Annotated in this window: 12 protein-coding genes; 5 read left to right on the plus strand and 7 right to left on the minus strand. The window is 75.6% G+C overall.

Annotated features, from left to right (window positions below):
* Positions 1–229 precede the first annotated feature (229 nt).
* Positions 230–682, plus strand: coding sequence for a hypothetical protein (locus tag ABZ990_RS19080; RefSeq protein ID WP_361232446.1), 453 nt, complete (start codon positions 230–232; stop codon positions 680–682).
* A gap of 412 nt (positions 683–1094) precedes the next feature.
* Here the strand turns inward: ABZ990_RS19080 and ABZ990_RS19085 are convergent, their stop codons facing one another.
* The 6 genes from ABZ990_RS19085 to ABZ990_RS19110 form a co-directional block, all read right to left on the minus strand.
* Positions 1095–5780: a hypothetical protein gene (locus ABZ990_RS19085; protein ID WP_361232449.1), complete on the minus strand. Its 4686-nt coding sequence runs from the start codon at positions 5778–5780 to the stop codon at positions 1095–1097.
* Between the two features lie 193 nt (positions 5781–5973).
* On the minus strand, positions 5974–6870 hold the full coding sequence (locus ABZ990_RS19090) for a hypothetical protein (protein WP_361232452.1): 897 nt from the start codon (positions 6868–6870) through the stop codon (positions 5974–5976).
* A complete protein-coding gene (locus ABZ990_RS19095) occupies positions 6867–7436 on the minus strand; it encodes a hypothetical protein (RefSeq protein WP_361232455.1) in 570 nt (189 codons plus the stop codon). Before ABZ990_RS19095 ends, ABZ990_RS19090 begins: the two co-directional genes overlap by 4 nt.
* Positions 7433–8959, minus strand: coding sequence for a hypothetical protein (locus ABZ990_RS19100; protein ID WP_361232457.1), 1527 nt, complete (start codon positions 8957–8959; stop codon positions 7433–7435). Before ABZ990_RS19100 ends, ABZ990_RS19095 begins: the two co-directional genes overlap by 4 nt.
* A 260-nt stretch (positions 8960–9219) precedes the next feature.
* Positions 9220–12879 (minus strand): hydantoinase B/oxoprolinase family protein, encoded by a 3660-nt coding sequence (locus ABZ990_RS19105; protein ID WP_361232460.1) that lies wholly within the window; start codon positions 12877–12879, stop codon positions 9220–9222.
* A gap of 263 nt (positions 12880–13142) precedes the next feature.
* A complete protein-coding gene (locus ABZ990_RS19110) occupies positions 13143–14564 on the minus strand; it encodes a HEAT repeat domain-containing protein (RefSeq protein ID WP_361232463.1) in 1422 nt (473 codons plus the stop codon).
* A gap of 696 nt (positions 14565–15260) precedes the next feature.
* Here ABZ990_RS19110 and ABZ990_RS19115 point away from each other — a divergent pair.
* Both ABZ990_RS19115 and ABZ990_RS19120 read left to right on the plus strand, forming a co-directional pair.
* Positions 15261–15455: a hypothetical protein gene (locus ABZ990_RS19115; protein WP_361232465.1), complete on the plus strand. Its 195-nt coding sequence runs from the start codon at positions 15261–15263 to the stop codon at positions 15453–15455.
* A 168-nt stretch (positions 15456–15623) separates the two neighbouring features.
* Positions 15624–17270, plus strand: a complete 1647-nt coding sequence (locus ABZ990_RS19120; RefSeq protein ID WP_361232468.1) for a hypothetical protein — start codon at positions 15624–15626, stop codon at positions 17268–17270.
* A gap of 93 nt (positions 17271–17363) precedes the next feature.
* Here ABZ990_RS19120 and ABZ990_RS19125 read toward each other — a convergent pair whose 3' ends face one another.
* On the minus strand, positions 17364–18863 hold the full coding sequence (locus tag ABZ990_RS19125) for a PLP-dependent aminotransferase family protein (RefSeq protein WP_361232470.1): 1500 nt from the start codon (positions 18861–18863) through the stop codon (positions 17364–17366).
* Positions 18864–18927: 64 nt separating this feature from the next.
* Here ABZ990_RS19125 and ABZ990_RS19130 point away from each other — a divergent pair, with 64 nt between their 5' ends.
* Both ABZ990_RS19130 and ABZ990_RS19135 read left to right on the plus strand, forming a co-directional pair.
* Positions 18928–19692: a hypothetical protein gene (locus ABZ990_RS19130; RefSeq protein WP_361232473.1), complete on the plus strand. Its 765-nt coding sequence runs from the start codon at positions 18928–18930 to the stop codon at positions 19690–19692.
* 116 nt (positions 19693–19808) lie between these two features.
* Positions 19809–20573, plus strand: coding sequence for a glycerophosphodiester phosphodiesterase (locus ABZ990_RS19135; protein WP_361232475.1), 765 nt, complete (start codon positions 19809–19811; stop codon positions 20571–20573).
* Positions 20574–20577 lie beyond the last annotated feature (4 nt).

The following is a 20577-nucleotide window of genomic DNA, read 5'->3' on the forward strand; positions in this document are numbered from 1 at the left end:
CGCCTGCCGGTGCGCGCGGCGCCTCCCGATACGCGCCGGTGCCTGCCGACCGGTTCCGGGCCCGATCCCGGCCCGGAACCCGGTTCCGTAACGCCGCCTTCCGACGCCCCACTATGCACCGGACGCGCCCCGCCACCGCCGCCTCGCCGCGAGGAGTGGGGCTTCCCCCACCCGCCCGTGGGGCCGGACCGATATCGCGCCCGCCCGGCCGTCCGTAGCGTCACCGGACATGGAAACCACCCAGCACGGCACGTCCGGCACCACCCGCCTCCCCCTCCCCGCCTCGCGCGCCCAGGCCGCCCTGACCTCGGCACGGCGTTGCGTCGTTCTCTTCGGCGCGCTCGGCTGCGTCGCTCTGGCGGGGGTCGCGGCGGTGGCGGGCACCGGGCATCCGGTGAACACCTTCATGTGGGTCAGGGCGGTCCTGCTCCCGCTGGTCGCCCTGGTGGTCCACCGGACGGCCGCGGCCGCCGCGCGCGGCTCCCACCGGGCCTTCGACCGGCTGCGGACGCTCAGTGCCGTCCTGCCGGTCGCCATCGTGGGCGTCGATCTGATCCCCGGGGTCTGCCCGCCCTGGTACGCGGCGGCGCAGACGGTCTGCGTCCTGCCGGTCGCGGCCGTGGCGTACCTGACCCGGCGCCCGGCGCTGCGCGCCGCCTTCCCCGCCCCGGGGAAGGGCTGACGGGCCGCCGGAGAAACCCCCGCCGACCCGTCAGACCACAGCCCGTCAGCCCGTCAGCCCGTCAGCCCGTCAGCCCGTCAGCCATCGGCCGCCCGTCAGCCCGCCGGCCCGTAAGCCCGCGGCCTGTCCGCCCGCGCCTAGGGCGTGTTTCGAAAGTAGCTCCGTCCGCCCGGAGGGCGGGGCCTGCGGCGTCTGGTGCACTGCGCTCGCTTCGCTCGCTCCGTCTCGGCGCTTGATTCATCCTCCGGATGCCGAGCAGCAATCGCAAGGCGGAGGATCATCCTCGTACTGGACGTACTTGGATGACTCCGACAACGCAGCGTGGGGGCACCTCCCGTGCCCGAAGGGCTACGGGGGAGGGCGTGCCAGGCGTCGCGGGCCAGGAGGGACTTTCGAAACACGCCCTAACCCGCTACGCGTCCGCCGGAGCGACAGCCTCCACCGTGCTGCGGCGGAACATCCGGGTCGCCGTGATCTCGCCGTGGATGGTCTCGCCGCCCTCGGTGTTCACCTGCGGCAGACCCGGGCGCAGGTGCTCCTCCACGCTGATGTACTTCAGGCCCGCGCGCAGGTCGGCGTCGTTGCGCAGCCGGATGACCAGCGGGAACTCGGCGAGCGCCGTGGTGTCGAACAGGCCGGTGGTGTAGAGCAGCTGGACGCCCAGCGCGTCCGACACGGCCCGCTGGAGCTCCAGCAGATACGTGGCGTTGGCGCGGCCGATGGGGTTGTCGAGGAACAGCGTGCCCGCGTGCCGGTGCTTGTCACGGCCCCGGTCGTTGGAGCGCAGCGCGGCCATCGTGCAGTACAGGGCGATGGCGGCGGTCAGCAGCTGGCCGCCGGAGAAGACGTCGCCCATCTGTCCGACGGGGACCCGCTCGGCGCGCAGCACCGCGTCCGGCTTGAGGATCTCGACCGCGATACCGCGCGGTTCGAGCGCCGCCTGGACACCGCGCAGCAGCAGCGACATGCCGTCGCGGCGCAGATCGGAGTTCTTCTTCACGGCCGCGCGGGTGGCCTCGTCGACCACCTCGCCGAGCCGCTCGGTGAGGGTGGCGGCGTCGGGCTCCTCGAAGCGGATCCGCAGGAACTCCTGGCCCGACCACTCGCCGAGGCCCTCGGGCAGCTGGGACAGCCGCTGCGCCGAGCGCAGCGTGGCGAGCGAGGACTCCACGAGGCCGCGCAGCCGGTCCACGATCGAGTCGCGGTTGCGCTCCAGCTGGGCCAGTTCGTCGGTGAGCACCCGCAGCCGGGGCGCGAACGCCTCGGCCCACTTCGCCGCGTGCTCGGGCAGCGCGGCGGCGGGCAGTTCCCGGATCTGCTGGCGGGCCGGGGTGCGGACCTGCTCGTAGCGGGTGGAGTTGGCGTGCCGGACGAGGATGTCGCCGGCCTCGCGGACGGCGGCGTCGGCGGCCGACAGGTCGGCGGCGCAGCCGCGCAGCGAACGGCGGGCCTCGGCGGCGGCGGTACGGGCCTCGGCGAGCGGGCCGGGGTACGGCTCCGGCTGCTCCTGCTCGGCGCCGGTGTTGTCGGGGTTGTCGCGGAGCAGGTCGCGCAGCAGGGCGGTGGTCTCGTCGAAGCCGCCGGCCGCGTCCTCGGCGGCCCGGTGGCCCTGGAGCAGCCCGGCGTGGGCGGCGCGCGCGGCCTCCAGCGCGTCGGTGCGGGCGGCGAGTTCGCCGGTGGCGGTACGGAGCAGGCTCTGGGCGTGCTCCGCGTCGCCCGGGATCAGTTCCTCGGACAGCTCGGTGTGGGCCTCGCCGTCCTCGGGGGCCAGCCGTTCGGCCTCGCCGCGCAGCCGGCCCAGCTTCTCGCTGGCCTCGGAGGTGCGCGACTCCAGCTTGTGGACCAGTTCCTCGGCGCGGGCGGCGGCGGCCTGGCGGGACGGGCCGTCGGCGCCGTCGGTGGATTCGAGGAGCTGCTCGGCGCGGGTGCGGACCTTGTTGGTGAGCCGGTTCAGTTCGGCGAGGGCGGCGGACTCGTCGCTCTCGGCGCGGGCCTGCTCGGCGCGCAGATCGGCGCCGACGCCGACCTTCTCGTACACCTGGGAGGCGGCCCGGTAGGCCTCGCGGAGGACGGAGAGCGCGGCGCGCGGCGCGCCCGGCTCCTCCTCCGGGAGGTTCTCGGGGGCGCCGGCGATCTCGGCGCGCTCGGCGCGCAGGGCGCGGGCGGTGCGGTGGGCGTCGTCGGCGGCGCGCTGGGCGGCGCGGCGGTCCTCGTCGGCGGCCCGGGCGCGCTCCAGGCAGACCTGGGCGCGGGCCTCGTACTCGGTGGCGTCGTCGGCGAGTTCGCGCAGCTTGGCCTGCCAGGCGGAGCGCTCGCGCAGCCGGAAGGCGAGTCCGGCGAGGGCGTCGGCGGCGCGGCGGGCGCGCTGGGCGGCCTCCTGGCGCTCGTCGCGCACCGTGCGCGCCTCGGCGGCGGTCTCCTCGGCCTCGGTGCGTGCCGTACGGGCCTCGGCGAGGGCGGCGGTCGCGGTCTCGGCGGCGGTACGGGCCGCGGCGGCGGCCGACGCCAGCTCGGCGAGCATGCCGGGCGGGCAGTCGGCGCGCCAGGCGCCGATGCGGGCGGCGAGGGAGCGGTCGCCGGTGAGCCGGCCGGCGAGGGTACGGATCTCCTCGTCGCGGGCGACGGCGCGGGCGCGCAGGGCCTGGCGCTCCTCGTCGGCGGCGTGCTCGTCGTGCATGGCCGGGTTCGGCGGCACGAGGAAGACGTCGGTGTCCTGCTCCGCGTCGGGCGCGGGCACGGGGGCGAGGAGGGCGGCGGCGGTGCCGACGGCCACGGTGGAGCGGGGCAGCAGGGCGGCGCCGCCGAGCGCCTCGCGGGCGCGGCGGTACGAGTCGGGGTCGGTGATCACGACACCGTCGACCAGCTCGGGGCGGGCGGCGAGGACGGCGGCGTGGTCGGCCGGGGCGACGGACTGGGCGAGGTAGCGCCAGCCGGGGAGGGCGGGGATGCCCTGCTCGCCGAGGAACTCGACGGTGGCCAGGACGTCCGGGCCGGGCGGCAGCAGACCGCCGTCGCCGAGGGCGCCGAGGATGCGGTTGTCGTCGGCGGCGGCCGTGCGCAGGTCGAAGAGCTGGCGCTCGGCGGAGGCGATGGACTGGTCGAGCAGGGCGCGCAGTTCGTCGGCGGTCCGGTCGAACTCGGTGACGGTCAGGGCGCCGTCACCGGCCTCGGCGGCCTCCCCCGTGGTGTCCTGGGTGGCGGCGCCGTCGCCGGCGCGCTGGCCCGGGAGCGGGGAGCCCGCGGCGGCGGGGGCGCCGGGTAGCCCGAGCAGCTCGGCCAGGCGCGGCTCGGCGGCCAGCGCCTCGGCGGCGCGGCGCTCGGCGTCGTAGGCGTGACGCGCGGAGTCGGCGGCGTCGGCGGCGCGGGCGGCGGCGAGTTCGGCGCGGGACTCGGCGGCGGCGGTCTCGCGGGCCCGCTCGATCGCGGTGCGGGCGGCCTCGCGGGCCGTGTCCCAGGCGGCGACGGCTGTCTTCTCGGCGTCGGCGGCGGCGAGCGCGGCGCGGGCCGGGTCGGCGTCGGGCGCGGTGTCGTCGAGCCAGCCGGCCCGGACGGCCTCGGCCGTCTCCTGCTCGACCTCTGCGAGGCGCTGGCGCAGGTGGCCGGCCTCGCTGCGGGCGCGCTGGGCCTCGGTGGCGGCGGAGGTGGCGTCGCGGTGCGCGGTCTCGCCGGCCTCCTGCAGGGCGGCGGAGCGCTCCTCCTCCTCGGCCGCGTCGCGCTCGCCGGCCTCGGCGGCGGAGGCGAGGGCCCGTACCAGGTCGGCGGCGGCCTCGGCGCGGGCGGCGAGGGCCGGGGCGGCGTCCCGCTCCGCCTCGCGGATGGCGGCGGCCACGCGCGCGGAGCGGTCGCTCGCGGCGCGGTGGCGCAGCACGGACTCGGCGGCCTGCCAGGCGGCGTGCAGGGTGCGGGCGTCGATGAGTTCGCGGCGCTGGGCGGCGGCGCCCTTCTCGGCGGCGGCGAGCGCCAGCGAGGCGTGCCGGTAGGCGAGTTCGGCAGCCACGAGGGAGGCACGGCCGCGGGCGGTCTCGGCCTCGGAGACGGCGTGGGCGGCGGAGGTGACCTGCTGGGCGAGTTCGGCGGCGCGGGCGCGTTCCCCGGCGGCGCGGGCGGAGAGCCGGCGGGCCAGGGAGCGGGTGCGGCGCTCGGCGCCGGCGTGGATGTCGCGGGCCCGGGCGCGGGTCTCGGCGGCCTCCACGATCCGGGTGAGCAGGTCGACGGAGCCGGCGGTGAAGTCGCGTTCGGCGGTGAGTTCGGCGCGTCGGCCGAGCTTGTTGCCGAAGCCGCTGACCAGGTCGGCGAGGCCGTCGGTGTCCCGGGTGTCGGTGACGGCGCGCAGCAGCAGGTCGGTGAAGTCGGAGTCCTTCTTGACCGCGAAGAGGCCGGCGGCCTCGCCCTCGTCGGCGTTCATCTCGCGCTGGTAGCGGAAGAGCTCGGGGTCGAGGCCCAGTTCGCCGAGGTGCTCGTTCCAGCGGTCGTGGATCTCCTCCCAGGCGACCTCCAGGTGCGGGTACGCCTTGCCGGCCTCGGTGAGGGCGTCGCGGAAGCCCTTCATGGTGCGGCGGCGGCCGGTGGCGCCGGAGGCGCCCTCGACGGGCGGGCGGACGGCGGTGGCCTCGGCGACGGGCAGGTTGTCGAGGCTGAGGCCGGGGCCCGGGCGGAAGGAGTACCAGGCCTCGGCGAACTTGCGCGGGTCGTTGGAGACCTGACGGCCGCGCCACTCGCTGACCTTGCCGACGACGACGAGCTCGCCGGTGAGGGTGTGCTGCCACTCCAGGGCGACGTGGCCGCAGTCGTCGGCGAGCAGGAACTTGCGGAGCACACCGGAGCTGGCGCCGCCGAGGGTGTTGCGGTGGCCGGGGAGCATGACCGAGAAGATCAGCTTGAGGAGGACGGACTTGCCGCCGCCGTTCTCCAGGAAGAGCACGCCGGCGGGGGCGGGGCGGCGCGGCGGGCCGACCGGTTCCTCCTCGAAGAACTCCGCCTGCGTGGGCGCGGGACGGGGCACGGGTGCGCCGACTCCGCGCAGGTCCAAAACGGTGTCGGCGTAGCGGGCACCGGCCGGGCCGATGGAGTAGAGGCGGACCCGGGACAGCTCGTACATGTGCGGCGGACTCTCGTCGTGTCGTGCGGGGATCGGGCGGCGGGGCGGGGTTCAGGCGGTCGTGGTGGCCGCGCGAAGCGGAAGGGGCGGGGCTGGCGGGGCGGTGGTCCGGGCGGGCGGGGTGGGCCCGGCCGGACCGGGGGCGGGGTGCTCCGGACCGGCCTCGCGGTCGGTCCGGCCCCGCCCGGGTGGCTCAGGCGTGGAAGGGCAGGCCGGCGTCGGCGGCCAGTTCCAGGTCGTCGCCCTCGGGCGGCGGCAGGAGGGTGGCGGAGCCGTCGCTGACGGAGACGACGCCGAGTTCGAGCAGTTCGGCGAGCGCGGCGCTGCCCGCCATGTCGCGGACCTGGAGCTGGTAGCGGGCGGTGGTGCGGTAGGCGCCGCCGGACTCGTCGCCGGTGCGCTGGAGGAAACCGGAGTCGGTGAGGAAGGCGACGGCCTTGCCGACGATGCCGGTGGTGGAGCCGGCGAGCCGGCGGGCGTCCTTGGTGGCGCCGGTGGCGCTGCGCCGGGCGTAGATCCGCCAGGCGGCCTCCAGGCCGGGGGCGTCGGTGGCCGGGTCGGTGTTCTCGCCGTCCTGATCGGCGCGCTCCTCCAGCCGCCGGCAGGCCTGGCGGACGAAGGCGTCGACGCCGTTGACGGTGAGCCGGCCGATGTAGCCGTCGTCGGCCAGGTCCTCCGGGCGGGGGAAGGCCATGGCAGCCACGGCGAGGTGGGCGAGGCCGTGCAGGAAGCGGTCGGCGGCGTCGGTGGCGGCACGACGCGCGTAGTCGCCCATCCGGACGGCGAAGACGGAGTCCTCGGCGGCGGTGACCGCCATGCCGGCGCGCGGGGAGACCTCCAGGACGACGAGCCCGAGGCCGGTCGCGACGGCGTCGGCGAGGCGCGCGAAGGCGGAGTCCTCGCGGTAGCGGCGCAGCAGTTCGGCGTACTCGGCGTCGCGCGCGGGCAGCAGCTTGGGCTGGAGTCCGAACGAGACGAGACGGGCGGCGTCGGCCGCGTCGGCGGGGGTGAGCGCGGTGGGCGCGGCCGGGGTCTCGGGGGCCTCCGGTTCGCTCCACGCCTCGGTGTGCTCGACGTGGTGTTCGCTCACGGCTGGGGCTCCTCGGTACGGCGGTTCGGTGACGCGGGGCCGGGCGGCGGCCCGGCTTGGGGCAGGGGCCCGGGGGCGGACAGGGGGCCGGGGGCGGGGACCGTCCCGGGTTCGGGAAGGGTCCCCGTTCCGGTTCCGGATTCGGTTCCGGGTTCGGTTCCGGGTTCGGGAACGGCTCCGGATGCGGCGACGGTTCCGGGCTCCGGCACGGTCCCGGGTTCGGGCAGCGGCAGGCGTACGGGCGTCACGGCGACCGTCCGTACGGCGGGGCGCGGGGGCTCCGTACCGGTCCCGGCGGCGCGGCTCCCGTCGCGCGGCAGCGGTACGGCCCGGACGTACGCCGCCGGTGCCGTGCGCCCGGTCCGCGCGGGCGCTGTGCCGGCGGTCCGGTGCGGTGACCCGGCGCCGTCCGTCCGCTGGACGACGACATGCGTCACCCGCAGGGCGGGGGCCGGGACGCCGACGGCGGGCGCGGGGGCCTCGGCCGGGGTGTCCGCGCCGGCGCGCGCCGGAACGTCGCCGTCCGGCGGGGGCTCGGGCGACGGCGGTGGCGAGGGCTCGGTCACGAGGCCTCCGTACGGTCGGCTGCCATGCCGACGGCGTCGAGGAGCGCGGTGCCGACGATGAGGTCGGCGCCGCCGAACTCGGGGTCGTCGAGCGGGGTGCCGTCGTCGACGGCGAAGAGCAGCCGCTCCTCGCCCTGCCGGTAGGCGGTGCCGACCGGCGGGCTGGCGGCGTGCACGGCGAGCAGGGCGACGAGGTACGGCAGGTCGGGGTCGCGCCGCCGGGCCTCGGCGAGCAGTCCGGACAGCCGGCGCGGGGCGTCGTGCTCCAGGTCGAGCAGTTCCATGGCGCTCGCCAGCTGCTCCTCGCTGAAGCGGCTGTCGTCGGGGGTGGCGATCAGGTCCGGCTCGGGCATCTCCGCGCCGAGGTGCTGGCGTTCCACGGGCGGGGTGAGGAGCAGGTCGACGAGGTCGCTCATCCGGACGGAGGCGGGGGTGCGCAGTCCGGTGCCGTGGGCGAAGAAGGCGTCGGTGACCCGGGTGGCCTGCTCGGCGGGGAGCGGCAGGAGCGGGGCGACCAGCTGTCCGTACAGATCCAGGCCGGTGTACACGGTGGGCGCGGCGAACGCCTGCCGGTCCTGCTCGGCGCGGAACAGCGGTCCGGCCTCCAGGAGGCGGGACTGGAGCTGGGTGTGACGGCGGATGCAGTCCTTGACGATGTCGACCAGCTCGGCGGCGCGGCGCTTGTGCTCCTGGTCCTCGGCCTCGTCGCGGGCCTTGCGGATGTTGGTGAGGATCGCGTTCTCGTGCCGGTAGCGGTCGGCGACGTGCTCCAGCGCCTCGGCGATCATGTCGGGGACGGAGTTCAGCCAGTCGACCGCGCGGACGTTGCGCCGGGTGGCCTCCAGGGTGCGGCGCAGGGTCTCCGCGTACTGAACGGTCCGGTAGCGGGCCTGTTCGGCGGCGAGCTGGGCGTCGGCGAGCCGGCCCCGGCGGATGAGGATCTCCAGCTTCACCTCGGCGGCGATCTGGGCGCTGGTGACATCGGTGTCGAGGGCGCCGACGAGGACGTTGACGGCCTCGTCGGTGGTGCGCAGGCAGACTCCGCCGCCGTAGCCGGGGACCTCTTCGACGAGCTTGAAGTCGTAGTCGCGACGCGTGTAGATCCCGTCGGCGCCGAAGGTGCCGTAGACGGCGCGGAAGCCTCGGTCGACGCTGCCGACGTTGATCAGGTTCTCCAGGACCCAGCGGGCCACCCGCTCGTGCTCGGCGGCGGGGCGCTCGGGGGCCTGGGCGGCGACGCGGGGCAGCAGCCGGGCGACGACCTGGTCGTGGTCGGCGCCGGTGTCGAAGTCCATGTGGAGGGTGACGAGGTCGATCGCCGCGAGGGCGACCTCGGCCATCGCGTAGACCGAGTACTCGCCCAGCAGATTGGCCTTGCGCACGTCGAGGTCGTGCAGCGGGGCGGTGCAGGCGAGCGCGCGCAGCCGCCGCGCGAGCCCTTCGTCGGCGGCCGGGCCCTGCGCGGGGCGCGGCCCCGCGCTGAGCTGGGGCGGAGCGAGGTCCGTCGAGGCAGGCGAAGTCACGGTGCACAGACTAGGTCCTCGTGGTGACTACGGTCGAAACGGCCTTTGTGCCCCCTGTCCGGGCTGCTGTCCCGAGGCCGGGCGGAGGGGCTTCGCGGGAGGTCGGCGGGGTGCGGGGCGGGGTGGTCCGCACCGGGCTTCGGCGGGGTGTTCGGGTCGGCCTGGGTTGGCCTCGGGGCGTGCGGGCACGCCGGGGGTGGGGCGTGTCTTTCGCCGTATCCCCTGGGTCGGACGTGCCGCCGCCCGCCCCCCCGTCCGGACTACGCCCCCTCCGGGCCGTCCTCCCCCGGCGGCCCGTAGCCGCCCCCGCCCGGGGTGCGGACGACGAGGACGTCCCCGGGGCCGACGTCGGTGGTGTCGACGCCGTCGAGGTGGTCGACGGTGCCGTCGGCGCGTTCCACGGTGTTGGCGCCGAGCGCGCCCGGTTCGCCGCCCGCCATGCCGTACGGCGGAACGCGCCGGTGCCCGGTCAGCAGGGTGACGGTCATGGGCTCCAGGAAGCGGACGCGGCGCTCGACCCCGGCCCCGCCGTGCCAGCGGCCCCGGCCGCCGCTGTCCTCGCGGACGGCGAAGGAGTCGACGCGGACGGGATGGCGCCACTCCAGGATCTCGGGGTCGGTGAGCCGCGAGTTGGTCATGTGCGTCTGGACGGCGTCGGCGCCGTCGAAGCCGTCGCCCGCGCCCGAGCCGCTGGCGACGGTCTCGTAGTACTGCACGCGGTCGTTGCCGAAGGTGACGTTGTTCATGGTGCCGGAGCCCTCCGCCTGGACGCCGAGGGCGGCGTAGAGGGCTCCGGTGACCGCCTGGGAGGTCTCCACGTTCCCGGCGACGGTGGCGGCGGGCGGCTCGGGCGCGAGCATGCAGCCGGGCGGCACCCGGACGTCGAGGGGTTCCAGGCAGCCGCTGTTGAGCGGGATGTCGTCGGCGACGAGGGTGCGGAAGACGTACAGGACGGCGGCCATGACGACGGCGGTGGGCGCGTTGGTGTTGCCGGGCCGCTGGGGCGAGGTGCCGGCGAAGTCGAGGACGGCCGAGCGGTCTTCCCGGTCCACGCGGACGGCGACCTGGATGACGGCGCCGTCGTCGGTCTCGTAGCGGCAGGAGCCGTCGTTCAGTCCTGCGACGATCCGGCGGACGGATTCCTCGGCGTGGGCGCGGACGTGCCGCATGTAGGCGTGGACGACGTCGAGGCCGAACTGGTCGACGGTCTTGCGCAGTTCCTCGACGCCCTTCTCGTTGGCGGCGATCTGGGCGCGCAGGTCGGCCAGGTTGGTGTCGGGGTCGCGCGAGGGGTACGGGCCGGCGGCGAGCAGGGCCCGGGTCTCGGCCTCGCGCAGTCTTCCGTCGCGGACGAGGAGCCAGTTGTCGAAGAGGACGCCTTCCTCCTCGATGGTGCGGCTGAAGGCGGGCATGGAGCCGGGGGTGATGCCGCCGATCTCGGCGTGGTGGCCCCGGGAGGCGACGAGGAAGCGGAGTTCGGTGCCGGTGTCGTCGAAGACGGGGGTGACGACGGTGACGTCCGGCAGGTGGGTGCCGCCGTGGTACGGGTCGTTGATGGCGTACACGTCCCCGGGGCGCAGGTCGCCCCGGTCGCGGCGCAACACCTCCTTGATGGACTCGCCCATGGAGCCGAGGTGGACGGGGATGTGGGGGGCGTTGGCGATGAGGTTGCCGTCGGGGTCGAAGAGCGCGCAGGAGAAGTCGAGGCGTTCCTTGATGTTGACGGAGCGGGCGGTGTTCTCCAGGCGGACGCCCATCTGTTCGGCGATCGCCATGAAGAGGTTGTTGAAGACCTCCAGGAGGACGGGGTCGACATCGGTGCCGGCGGCCGTGCGGGCGGGGCGGGGGGTGACCCGGCGCAGCAGCAGATGGCCGCCGTCGGTGGCGGTGGCCGCCCAGCCGGGGTCGACCACGGTGGTCGCGTCGGCCTCGGCGAGCACGGCGGGGCCGGGGACGGTGTCGCCGGGGCGCAGGTCCTCGCGCCGGTGGAGGGGGGTGTCGGCGCTCTTCCCGTCGCTGTACACGGGGACGACGGCGCGTGGTACGAGGGCGCCTCGGCGGGTGCTCGCCGGGACGACGACGGGGCCGTGCGGGCCGGCCGTGCCGACGGCCTCGACGGTGACGGCCTCGACGACGAGGGGCGCGTCGGTGGTGAAGCCGTACCGCCGCCGGTGCAGCGCGGTGAACGCGGCGGTCATCTCCTCGGCGGACCCGAGGGGCACCGGGAGGCCCGCGTCGGTGCCCGCGTAACGCAGCAGTACGCGCGCGTGGGTGGTGATCGCCTCCTCGGGGAGTCCGTCGGCGCGCAGGTCGGCGCGGGTGCGGTCGGCGAGTTCGGCGCAGAGCCGGCGCACCCGGTCCGCGGTGCCGGTGCCGGTGTCAGAGTCGGTGCCGGTGCCGGTGCCGGAGTCGGAGTCGGTGCCTGCGAGTTCGGCCTCGACGGATCGCTCGCGCAGGGCGGTGGCGTCGGCGAGCCCGATGCCGTACGCGGACAGGACACCGGCGAGGGGCGGGACGACCACGGTGTCGACGCCGAGCGCGTCGGCGACGGCGCAGGCGTGCTGGCCGCCGGCGCCGCCGAAGCTGGTGAGGGCGTAGCGGGTGATGTCGTGGCCGCGCTGGACGGAGATCTTCTTGACGGCGTTGGCCATGTTGAGGACGGCGATCTCCAGGAAGCCGGCGGCGACGTCCTCGGGGGTGCGGCCGCCGCCGGTCTCGGCGGCGAGCGCGGTGAACTTCTCGCGGACCACCGCGGCGTCCAGCGGCTGGTCGCCGTGTTCGCCGAACACGGCCGGGAAGTGGTCCGGCTGGATCCGGCCGAGCATGACATTGGCGTCGGTGACGGTCAGCGGGCCGCCTCGGCGGTAGCAGGCGGGGCCGGGGACGGCGCCCGCGGAGTCGGGGCCGACGCGGTAGCGGCTGCCGTCGTAGTGGAGGACGGAGCCGCCGCCGGCGGCGACGGTGTGGATGCTGGTCATCGGGGCGCGCATCCGGACTCCGGCGACCTGGGTGCCCAGTTCGCGTTCGAGCTCTCCGGCGTAGTGGGAGACGTCGGTGGAGGTGCCGCCCATGTCGAAGCCGATCACCCGGTCGAAGCCGGCCTGTCCGGCGGTACGGGCCATGCCGACGACGCCGCCGGCCGGGCCGGACAGGACGGCGTCCTTGCCCCGGAAGTGGGCGGCCTCCCGCAGGCCGCCGTTGGACTGCATGAACATCAGGCGGATGCCGGCGAGTTCGCGGGCGACCTCGTCGACGTAGCGGCGCAGGATCGGCGAGAGGTAGGCGTCGACGACGGTGGTGTCGCCGCGCGGGACGAGTTTGATCAGCGGGCTGACCTCGTGGGAGCAGCTGACCTGGGTGAAGCCGGCGGTGCGGGCGAGGGAGGCGACGCGGGTCTCGTGGGCGGGGTTGCGGTAGCCGTGCATCAGGACGACGGCGGCGGAGCGCAGTCCGGCCCGGTGGGCGTCGGCGAGGGCGGCGGCGACGGTGTCCTCGTCGAGCGGGTCGACGACCTCGCCGTGGGCGTCCAGCCGTTCGGGGACCTCGATCACGCGCGCGTAGACCGCTTCGGGCAGCACGATGTGGCGGTCGAAGAGCCGGGGGCGGTTCTGGTACGCGATGCGCAGCGCGTCCCGGAAGCCGGCCGTGACGAGGAGGACGGTGGGTTCGCCTCGGCGTTCCAGGAGGGCGTTGGTGGCGACGGTGGTGCCCATCTTGACGACGGCGATCCGGTCGGCGGGCACGGGCTCGCCGGGGGCGAGGCCGAGCAGGAGCCGGATTCCGGCGACGGCGGCGTCCTGGTCGCGGGCGGGGTCGTGGGAGAGCAGCTTGCGGGTGACGAGCCGTCCGTCGGGGCGCCGTCCCACGACGTCGGTGAAGGTGCCGCCGCGGTCGATCCAGAACTCCCAGCGTCCGGTCATGCCCTCATTGTGGCCTCGGCCGGGCTTGAGGGTCTTGGTTTTCGGCGTACCCGGGCGCCGCGCGGGCGGATCCGGCACGCCGGCGGATCCCGACACGCGTAGCCGGACACGCGTAGCCGGACACGCGTAGCCGGACACGCGTAGCCGGACACGCGTAGCCGGACACGCGTAGCCGGACACGCGTACGGGGCGGCCCGGTGGGGCCGCCCCGTACGGCGGGAGCGGTGGCCGGGCCCGTAGGCGCCCGGACCCGCCCGAGGTGCTCAGACCTGGAGGTCGAGGTCCGGACCGATGCGGTTGCGTACGGCCGTCTGGACCTCGGCCTCCTCGGCCGGGTCGGCGGCGAGGCGGCGCAGCCGCTCGGCGACGCGCGCGTCGCCGGTCTCGGCGTGCAGGGCCGCCAGCTCGCGGGTGGTCTCCTCGCAGTCCCACAGACACTCGACGGCGAAGCCGGTCGCGAAGCTCGGGTCGGTGGCGGCGAGGGCCGTCGCGACCCGGCCGCGCAGCTGGGAGGAGGACGTCTCGCGGTAGACGTGCCGCAGGACGGGCGCGGCGCAGCCGATGCCGAGGCGTCCGGCGCCGTCCACGAGCGGATAGAGCGCGGGCGCGTCGGGGCCCTGGGTCCGCACCGTCTCGCGCAGGGCACCGAGGACGAGGGGGGAGTCCTGGGTGCCGCCGCGGCAGGCGAGCGTCCCGGCGGCGGCGGCGCCGAGCGCGTCGGGGCGATGGATCCACCGGCGGGCGCGGTCCACGGCCGCCTCGCCGGGCATCCGCCCGTACGCGGTGACGGCGGTCTCGGCGACGGTGCGCGAACCGTCGGCGACGGCCCGTTCGACGAGGTCGAGGACATCGGGGTCCTGGGCCTGGGCGAGGTAGTGCAGGGCGGCGCGGCGGGCGCCGTCGGGACCGCCGGCGGCGGCACCGAGCAAGGTGACCCGGTCCTCGGGCGCGGCGACGGCGACCAGGCAGCGGGCGGCGGGCCCGCTCAGGTCCGTACCCCGCTCGTGGCCCTCCTGGGCCCAGTCGAGGACGGCGCGCACGCTCCAGCCGGGCCGGGGTCCGGTGGGGCGCAGCTGGCGCTGCCACCGGTCGAAGGAGCCCCGCTCGCCGGCGGCCCGCAGGCGGGCGCCGACGGACGCGCGGGGATCCTCGGCCCACAGCCGCCAGGGCCGGGGCTCGTAGGCGTCGCGGACGGTCGCGGCCAGGTCGGCCTCGCCCTCGGGGGTGGCCGGGAAGCGGGCGAGGACCGGGCCGGCGAGGGTGCGCAGGCCCGTGTCGTCGTCGCGCAGCGCCAGCTCGTCGAGGGCCCAGGCCCAGTTGGCCCCGGTGGCCGCGTATCGGCGCAGCAGCAGCAGCGCGTCGCGGCGTCCGTAGGAGGCGAGGTGGCCGAGGACGGCGAGGGCGAGCCCGGTCCTGGACTCCTCGGTGTCGAGCCGGTCCTCGACGTCGAAGAGGTGCGCCTCGATCTCCTCCAGACCGCCGTGCAGGTCCAGATAGAGCCGTGCGTAGTAGAGGGAGCGGTTCTCGACCCGCCAGTCCTGGCGGGGGTCGAGAAGGACGCAGTGGTTCAGGGCCGCGAGGGCTTCGTCGCGTGGTGCGGCGAGCGCGTGGAGGGTGCCGTCGCCGCGGCCCCTCTGCAGCAGACCGAGCAGGGTGCCGCTCGGCGCTATGACTGGATCGAACATGGAAGACGCCTCATATCAAGCTGTCGACACGACCGGGGGGAATCCGTGATGAACCGGGACAGGCTGTTCGCCTAGGCCGCGCGGCAACATGTCGGGCCGCCCGTCGTCCTGCGCTTGTCAGTGACCATCTTCCTCTGCCTCTCGTCGGTGGCCCCCTGCGGGCCCGACGTCATGATGACCCACCCATTTCGCCACCGCGACCACATTTACCGCGCCGTCTCACCTGGGGTTCAACCGTTGTTCACCCGGATCCGGAGGGTTCCGGGAGTTCGATCTTGTCGAACACCCGTGCGGCCACAGAAGCGGACGGAGTTCCGGATTCCGCACCCGCCGCGCCGATCGGCAGGGCGCACCCCGCGCCGGGCCGGGCCCCGGGGCCCGAAGGCCCGCATCCACCCCTCACGCACCACACCTCCCACGCCTCTCGAACGGCCCGTGTGCGACGGGCGCCGCCGCACGAGTAAACCGACAGAGTACTGCCCACCGGGCATTCCAGGGCGGCATGTGCACAGCAATAAGGGTCCCTGGCTCCACCTACCTCATCCGGCGCATTCCGCCACCGCAGAGGCCCCCGCCGTGCGCCGGGCCGGTGAAATCGCGAGCGATTCACCCATTGGAACCTTTAGTCACATAGATACCTGCCGTGAATCTGGAAGGACTGATGGTGACTGTCCCCTCAACCACGGAGAGCACCTCATGATCCTTTCCATCTCGGGCGTGGTCCTGCTCGGCATCATCTGCTTCCTCTTCTTCAAGAAGGACGGGCTCAAGGCGTCGCACGCGCTCGTCTGCTCACTCTTCGGCTTCTACCTCGCGGGCACCGCGATCGCCCCGAGCATCACGGCCGGCGGCCAGAGCCTGGCGAGCCTCCTGGGCGGGATCAAGTTCTGACGCCCCCGCGTCCCCCTCCCCTGGCCACTGGCCCCCGGCCCCCGGCCCCCGATCCCCGATCCCCGGCTTCGCGGCGCTTCCGGCCCTCCCGGCCCGCTCTCCCGGGCCTCCCCGTCTCTCCCCGCGTCCCTCGTCCCCCGCTCCCCGACTCGCATCCAGGAGTACGACGTGTCCCGGCGACCACTCCCCCGCATCCTCAGTAGCGGCACCGCCCAGATCGCCCGCGGCCGAGAACTCGCGCGCACGGCCGCCGACGGCGCCACCGACGTGCTCCACCCGCTGATCACCGTCTCGCGCGGCCTCGGGAAGCTGGCCGCCGCCGCGCGCGCCCGGTGGGCCGCGACGCCCAGGGAACGGCGCGGTCCCACGCTGTTCCTGGGCGCCGCCTGCGTCCTGGTCGTCGCCCTCCTGCCGTACGGACCGCTGATCGCGCTCGTCGGCCTGATGGGCGCGGCCGCCTGGAAGGGCCGGGAGCGCCCGGTGGCGCGAACCGGTCCCGACCCGGTGGAGACCACCCGGCTCAAGGGGCTCTACGAGGCCCTGGTGCCCTATCTGTCGCTTCCCGAGGATCCCGCGCCGCTCTACGCCCACGGCGGCGACTGGACCGCCGTCTTCGGGGACCAGGCCTTCGACGAGGACGGCCGGCTCACCCGGCTGCGCCTGGCCTACCCCCCGTACTTCATGGACGGCGAACCCGCCGCACGCGCGCGCGTGGAGCAGGTGCTGCACGCCAAGTCGGGGCGGGGCCGCGAATACCTCTTCGACTGGGACGAGGAGGGCAACCGGCTCACCCTGCGGGTGCTGCCCGCGCTGCCCACCGCCATCGCCGCGCAGCGTTTCGTCACCGTCCCCGGCGAGACGGTGCTCGGCTTCACCGACGCCGGGGCCGTCCCGCGGACCGTGCCGGTGCGCACCGGCGACGGCGGGACCGAGGACGCCCCGGCGGTGGTCTGGCGCACCGGCCCCCGCTCCCCCGAACCGCATCTGCTGGCGGCCGGCCGGCCCGGCGCGGGCACCACGACCCTGCTGCGCTCGATCGCGCTCCAGGCCCTGCCGCACGGCGACGTGATCGTGATCGAGGGCGAGGGCGAGGGGACCGGCGAGTACGCGTGTCTGACCGGGCGGGACGGGGTCCTCGCCGTCGAGTGCGGGCTCTCCGGCGCGCTGACCTGCCTGGAGTGGGCCGCGCGCGAGACCGAACGGCGGCTGGCGGCCGCGAACCTGGCCCGGCAGGCCGGACAGCCCGCGCCCGCGGACACCCGCCGCCCCCTGTGGATCCTGCTCGACCGGCCCGCCGTGCTCGGCGCGCTGGCCGCCGCGGAGGGCCGCCGGGACCCGCAGGACCTGCTCGAAGTGCCGTTGCGCCACGGCCGCGCCGCGCAGGTCACGGTGGTGGTGGCGGAACGGTTCGACGCCCTGGACACCCTGAGCGGGACGGTACGGAGCCACACGGGCGCGCGGGTCGCGCTCGGCCCCGCCGCCCCCGAGCAGATCGCCGCCGTCCTCGACGCGCCCCCGCACACCACCCCGGTCCCGCATATGCCACCCGGCCGGGGATACGCCCGCCTGGGCACCGACCCCGTCCTGCGCCTCCAGGTGCCCGCGACACCCGACCCGTACGACGACGCGACCAGCGACGCGCTCTGCCAGGCGGTCCTGGACCTGCTGCCCCCGCGCCGGCCCGAGCCGGAGCCGGGCCCGAAACCGGGAGTACCGGGAGACCTGGGCCTGGATCCGGACCTGGACGCCGACACCGCGCCGACCCTGCGCAAGAAGCCCCGCCCCGCGACGCTTCCGGCCCCGGCGGAGGGCTGACCCCCGTCCCCGTACCGGCGGACCGTCAGAACACGGCCGCGGACACGGCGCGCCGCAGGGGGCGCACCACCGCGACCGCTCCCGGGCCTTGTCCTACGCCACGAAGGACCGGGGCGACTCCACGCCCGCGCCGCCGCCCGCCCCGACCAGCCGCGCCGCGGCGGCCAGCCGGGCCGCCGCCTCCTCGGCGACCGGCCCGGCGACGGTGAACGGCAGCCGGACGTACCCCTCGAAGGCGCCGTCCACCCCGAAGCGCGGCCCCGAGGGAACCCGGATGCCGACCCGCTCGCCGACCTCGGCGAGCCGCGAGCCGGACAGGCCCCCGGTGCGCACCCAGAGGGTGAGCCCGCCGCTCGGCACCTCGAACTCCCACTCCGGCAGCTCCTTGCGGACGGCCGCCACCAGCGCGTCGCGGTTCTCCCGGGCCTGGTCGCGGCGGAGCGACACGGCCTCCTGCCAGCCGCCGGTGCGCATCAGCCAGTTGACGCCCAGCTGCTCCAGGACGGGCGTACCGAGGTCGGCGTAGGCACGGGCGGCGACCAGGGAGCGGATCACATCGGGCGAGGCCCGGACCCAGCCGATCCGCATGCCCGCCCAGAACGCCTTGCTCGCCGAGCCCACGGTGAGCACGGTGGCACCGGCCGGATCGAAGGCGCAGACCCGGCGGGGCATCTCCAGGCCCTCGTCCAGGTACAGCTCGTTCATCGTCTCGTCGACCACCAGGACCGTGCCGGCGGAGCGGGCGGCCTCCACCAGCTGCCGGCGCTGGTCCTCGTCGGCGAGGGCGCCGGTGGGGTTGTGGAAGTCGGCGACGACGTAGGCGAGACGGGGCGCCGCGTCGCGCAGCACCTGGCGCCAGCGGGGCAGGTCCCAGCCGCCGAGGCCCTCGGCCATGGCGACGGGCACGAGCCGGGCACCGGTCTCCCGCATGAGCTGGAGGATGTTGGCGTACGAGGGGGACTCGACGGCGATCCGCTCGCCGCGCCCGGCGAAGAGATGGCAGATGGCGTCCATGGCCCCCATGGCACCGGTGGTGACCATGATCTGCTCGGGCATGGTCGGGATGCCGCGCTCGGTGTAGCGGTCGGCGAGCATCTGGCGCAGCGCGGGGAGTCCGGCCGGGTAGTCGCCGTGCGTGTGGGCGTACGGCGGCAGCTCCTCCAGGGCGCCCTGGATGGCGCGGGTGAGCCAGGGCTCGGGGGCCGGCAGCGCGGCGCAGCCGAGGTCGATCATGGAGCCGAGGGACTCGGGCGGCAGCGGTTCGAGGCCCCGGGCGGGCAGCGGATTGCCGGCCGGGACGGCGGTCCAGCTGCCGGCGCCGCGCCGGGATTCGAGGAAGCCCTCGGTGCGCAGCGCCTCGTAGGCGGCGGCGACGGTGGTGCGGCTGACGGAGAGGGCGACGGCCAGTTCGCGTTCGGCGGGCAGCCGGGCGGCGACGGGGACGCGGCCCTCCAGGACGAGCAGCCGGATGCCGTCGGCGAGGGCGCGGTAGGCGGGCGGCTTGCGGGTACCGGGAACGGTCGGCCGGGCCCGCTGGGCCTGGATCTGCCGGGCGAGCTGGGCCGGACCCACAGCCGAAGTCCACTGAGCCATGGAAATCAGTCCACCTTCCGCGAATTGGCCATGGTTGGCCGGGGTTCTCCCGCCACAGAGTGGCATGAGCCAGTCCACTCGCACCACCCAGCTCGTCTCAGGGGGGAAGTCCGTGTCCATCGCCTCCGGCCTCCGCGGCCGTCATCTCACCCGCCGGCTCGTCCAGCTGTACGCGGGGCTCGCGCTGTACGGGGTCAGCGCGGCGCTGCTCGTGCGCGGCGGGCTCGGTCTGGAGCCCTGGGGCGTGCTGCACCAGGGGCTCGCCCGGCTGACCGGGCTGAGCATCGGGGTCGTGTCGATCATCGTGGGGGCGGTCGTGCTGCTCCTGTGGATACCGATGCGGCAGCGGCCGGGCCTCGGCACCGTCTCCAATGTCCTCGTCATCGGTCTGGCCATGGACGCGACGCTGGCCCTCGTCCCGGAGACGGGCGGTCTGCCGGTCCGGATCGCGCTGATGCTGCTCGGCATCGTCCTCAACGGCGCGGCCACCGGTCTGTACATCGCGGCCCGCTTCGGGCCCGGCCCGCGCGACGGCCTGATGACCGGGCTGCACCGGCGGACGGGGCGGTCGATCCGGCTGGTGCGGACGGCGATCGAGGTGGCGGTGGTCGCGGCCGGCTTCCTGCTCGGCGGCTCGGTCGGCCTCGGCACGGTGCTGTACGCGCTGGCGATCGGCCCGCTCGCGCAGCTGTTCCTGCGGGCTTTCGCGGTCGCGGAGCCCGTCGTGAAGTCGGTCACGGAGCCGGTCGCGGGGCCGGGCGAGGGGCCGGTCGCGGGGCCGGGGTCCGCCGGCGCCGCGGAGGTGCCGGCCGCCGCGCGGACGCTCTGAACGGAGCCTTCCGAACGGGCCCGGCCGATCCGTCGGGGTGCCAAGGGCGTGTGCCGGATCCCCCGGCGTTCCGGCCCGGTCACCCCGGCGACACCGGCCCGGTCCATACTGCGGCGGTGACTCGTGAACGCCACCCCTTCCTCGATCATCCGGCCCCTCTCCCCTTCGCCCACCGCGGCGGCACGGCGGACGGCCTGGAGAACACGGCGGCCGCCTTCCGGCGCGCCGCCTCGGCCGGTTACCGCTACTTCGAGACGGACGTCCACACCACGGCCGACGGCCGGCTCGTCGCCTTCCACGACGCGACCCTCGACCGGGTCACGGACGCGGCGGGCCGGATCCGCGATCTGCCGTGGTCGGCGGTACGGGAGGCCCGGGTGGCGGGCCGGGAGCCGCTGCCGCTCTTCGCGGACCTGCTGGAGGAGTTCCCCGAGGCCCGCTGGAACGTGGACCTGAAGACCGAGTCGGCGCTGGAGCCGCTGCTCGGCACGATCCGCGCGGCGAACGCCTGGGACCGGGTCTGTGTGAGTTCGTTCACGGAGGCGCGGGTGGCCAGGGCGCAGCGGCTCGCCGGGCCGCGCCTGGCCACCTCGTACGGCGTGACCGGCGTCCTCGGGCTGCGGCTGCGCTCGCTGGGCATACCCGCGGCGCTGCGGTCCGGGGCGGTCGCCGCCCAGGTCCCGGAGCGGCAGGCCGGGGTGCCGGTGGTGGACCGCCGGTTCGTCCGCGCGGCCCACGCGCGGGGGGTCCAGGTGCACGTGTGGACGGTGAACGAGCCGGAGCGGATGCACGCCCTCCTGGATCTTGGCGTGGACGGGATCATGACCGATCATCTTCAGACGCTGCGCGGTGTCCTGACCGACCGCGGTCTGTGGATCTGAGCGC

Origin of the sequence: Streptomyces sp. NPDC046203, from assembly GCF_040646255.1 — a bacterium.
Taxonomy (GTDB): domain Bacteria; phylum Actinomycetota; class Actinomycetes; order Streptomycetales; family Streptomycetaceae; genus Streptomyces.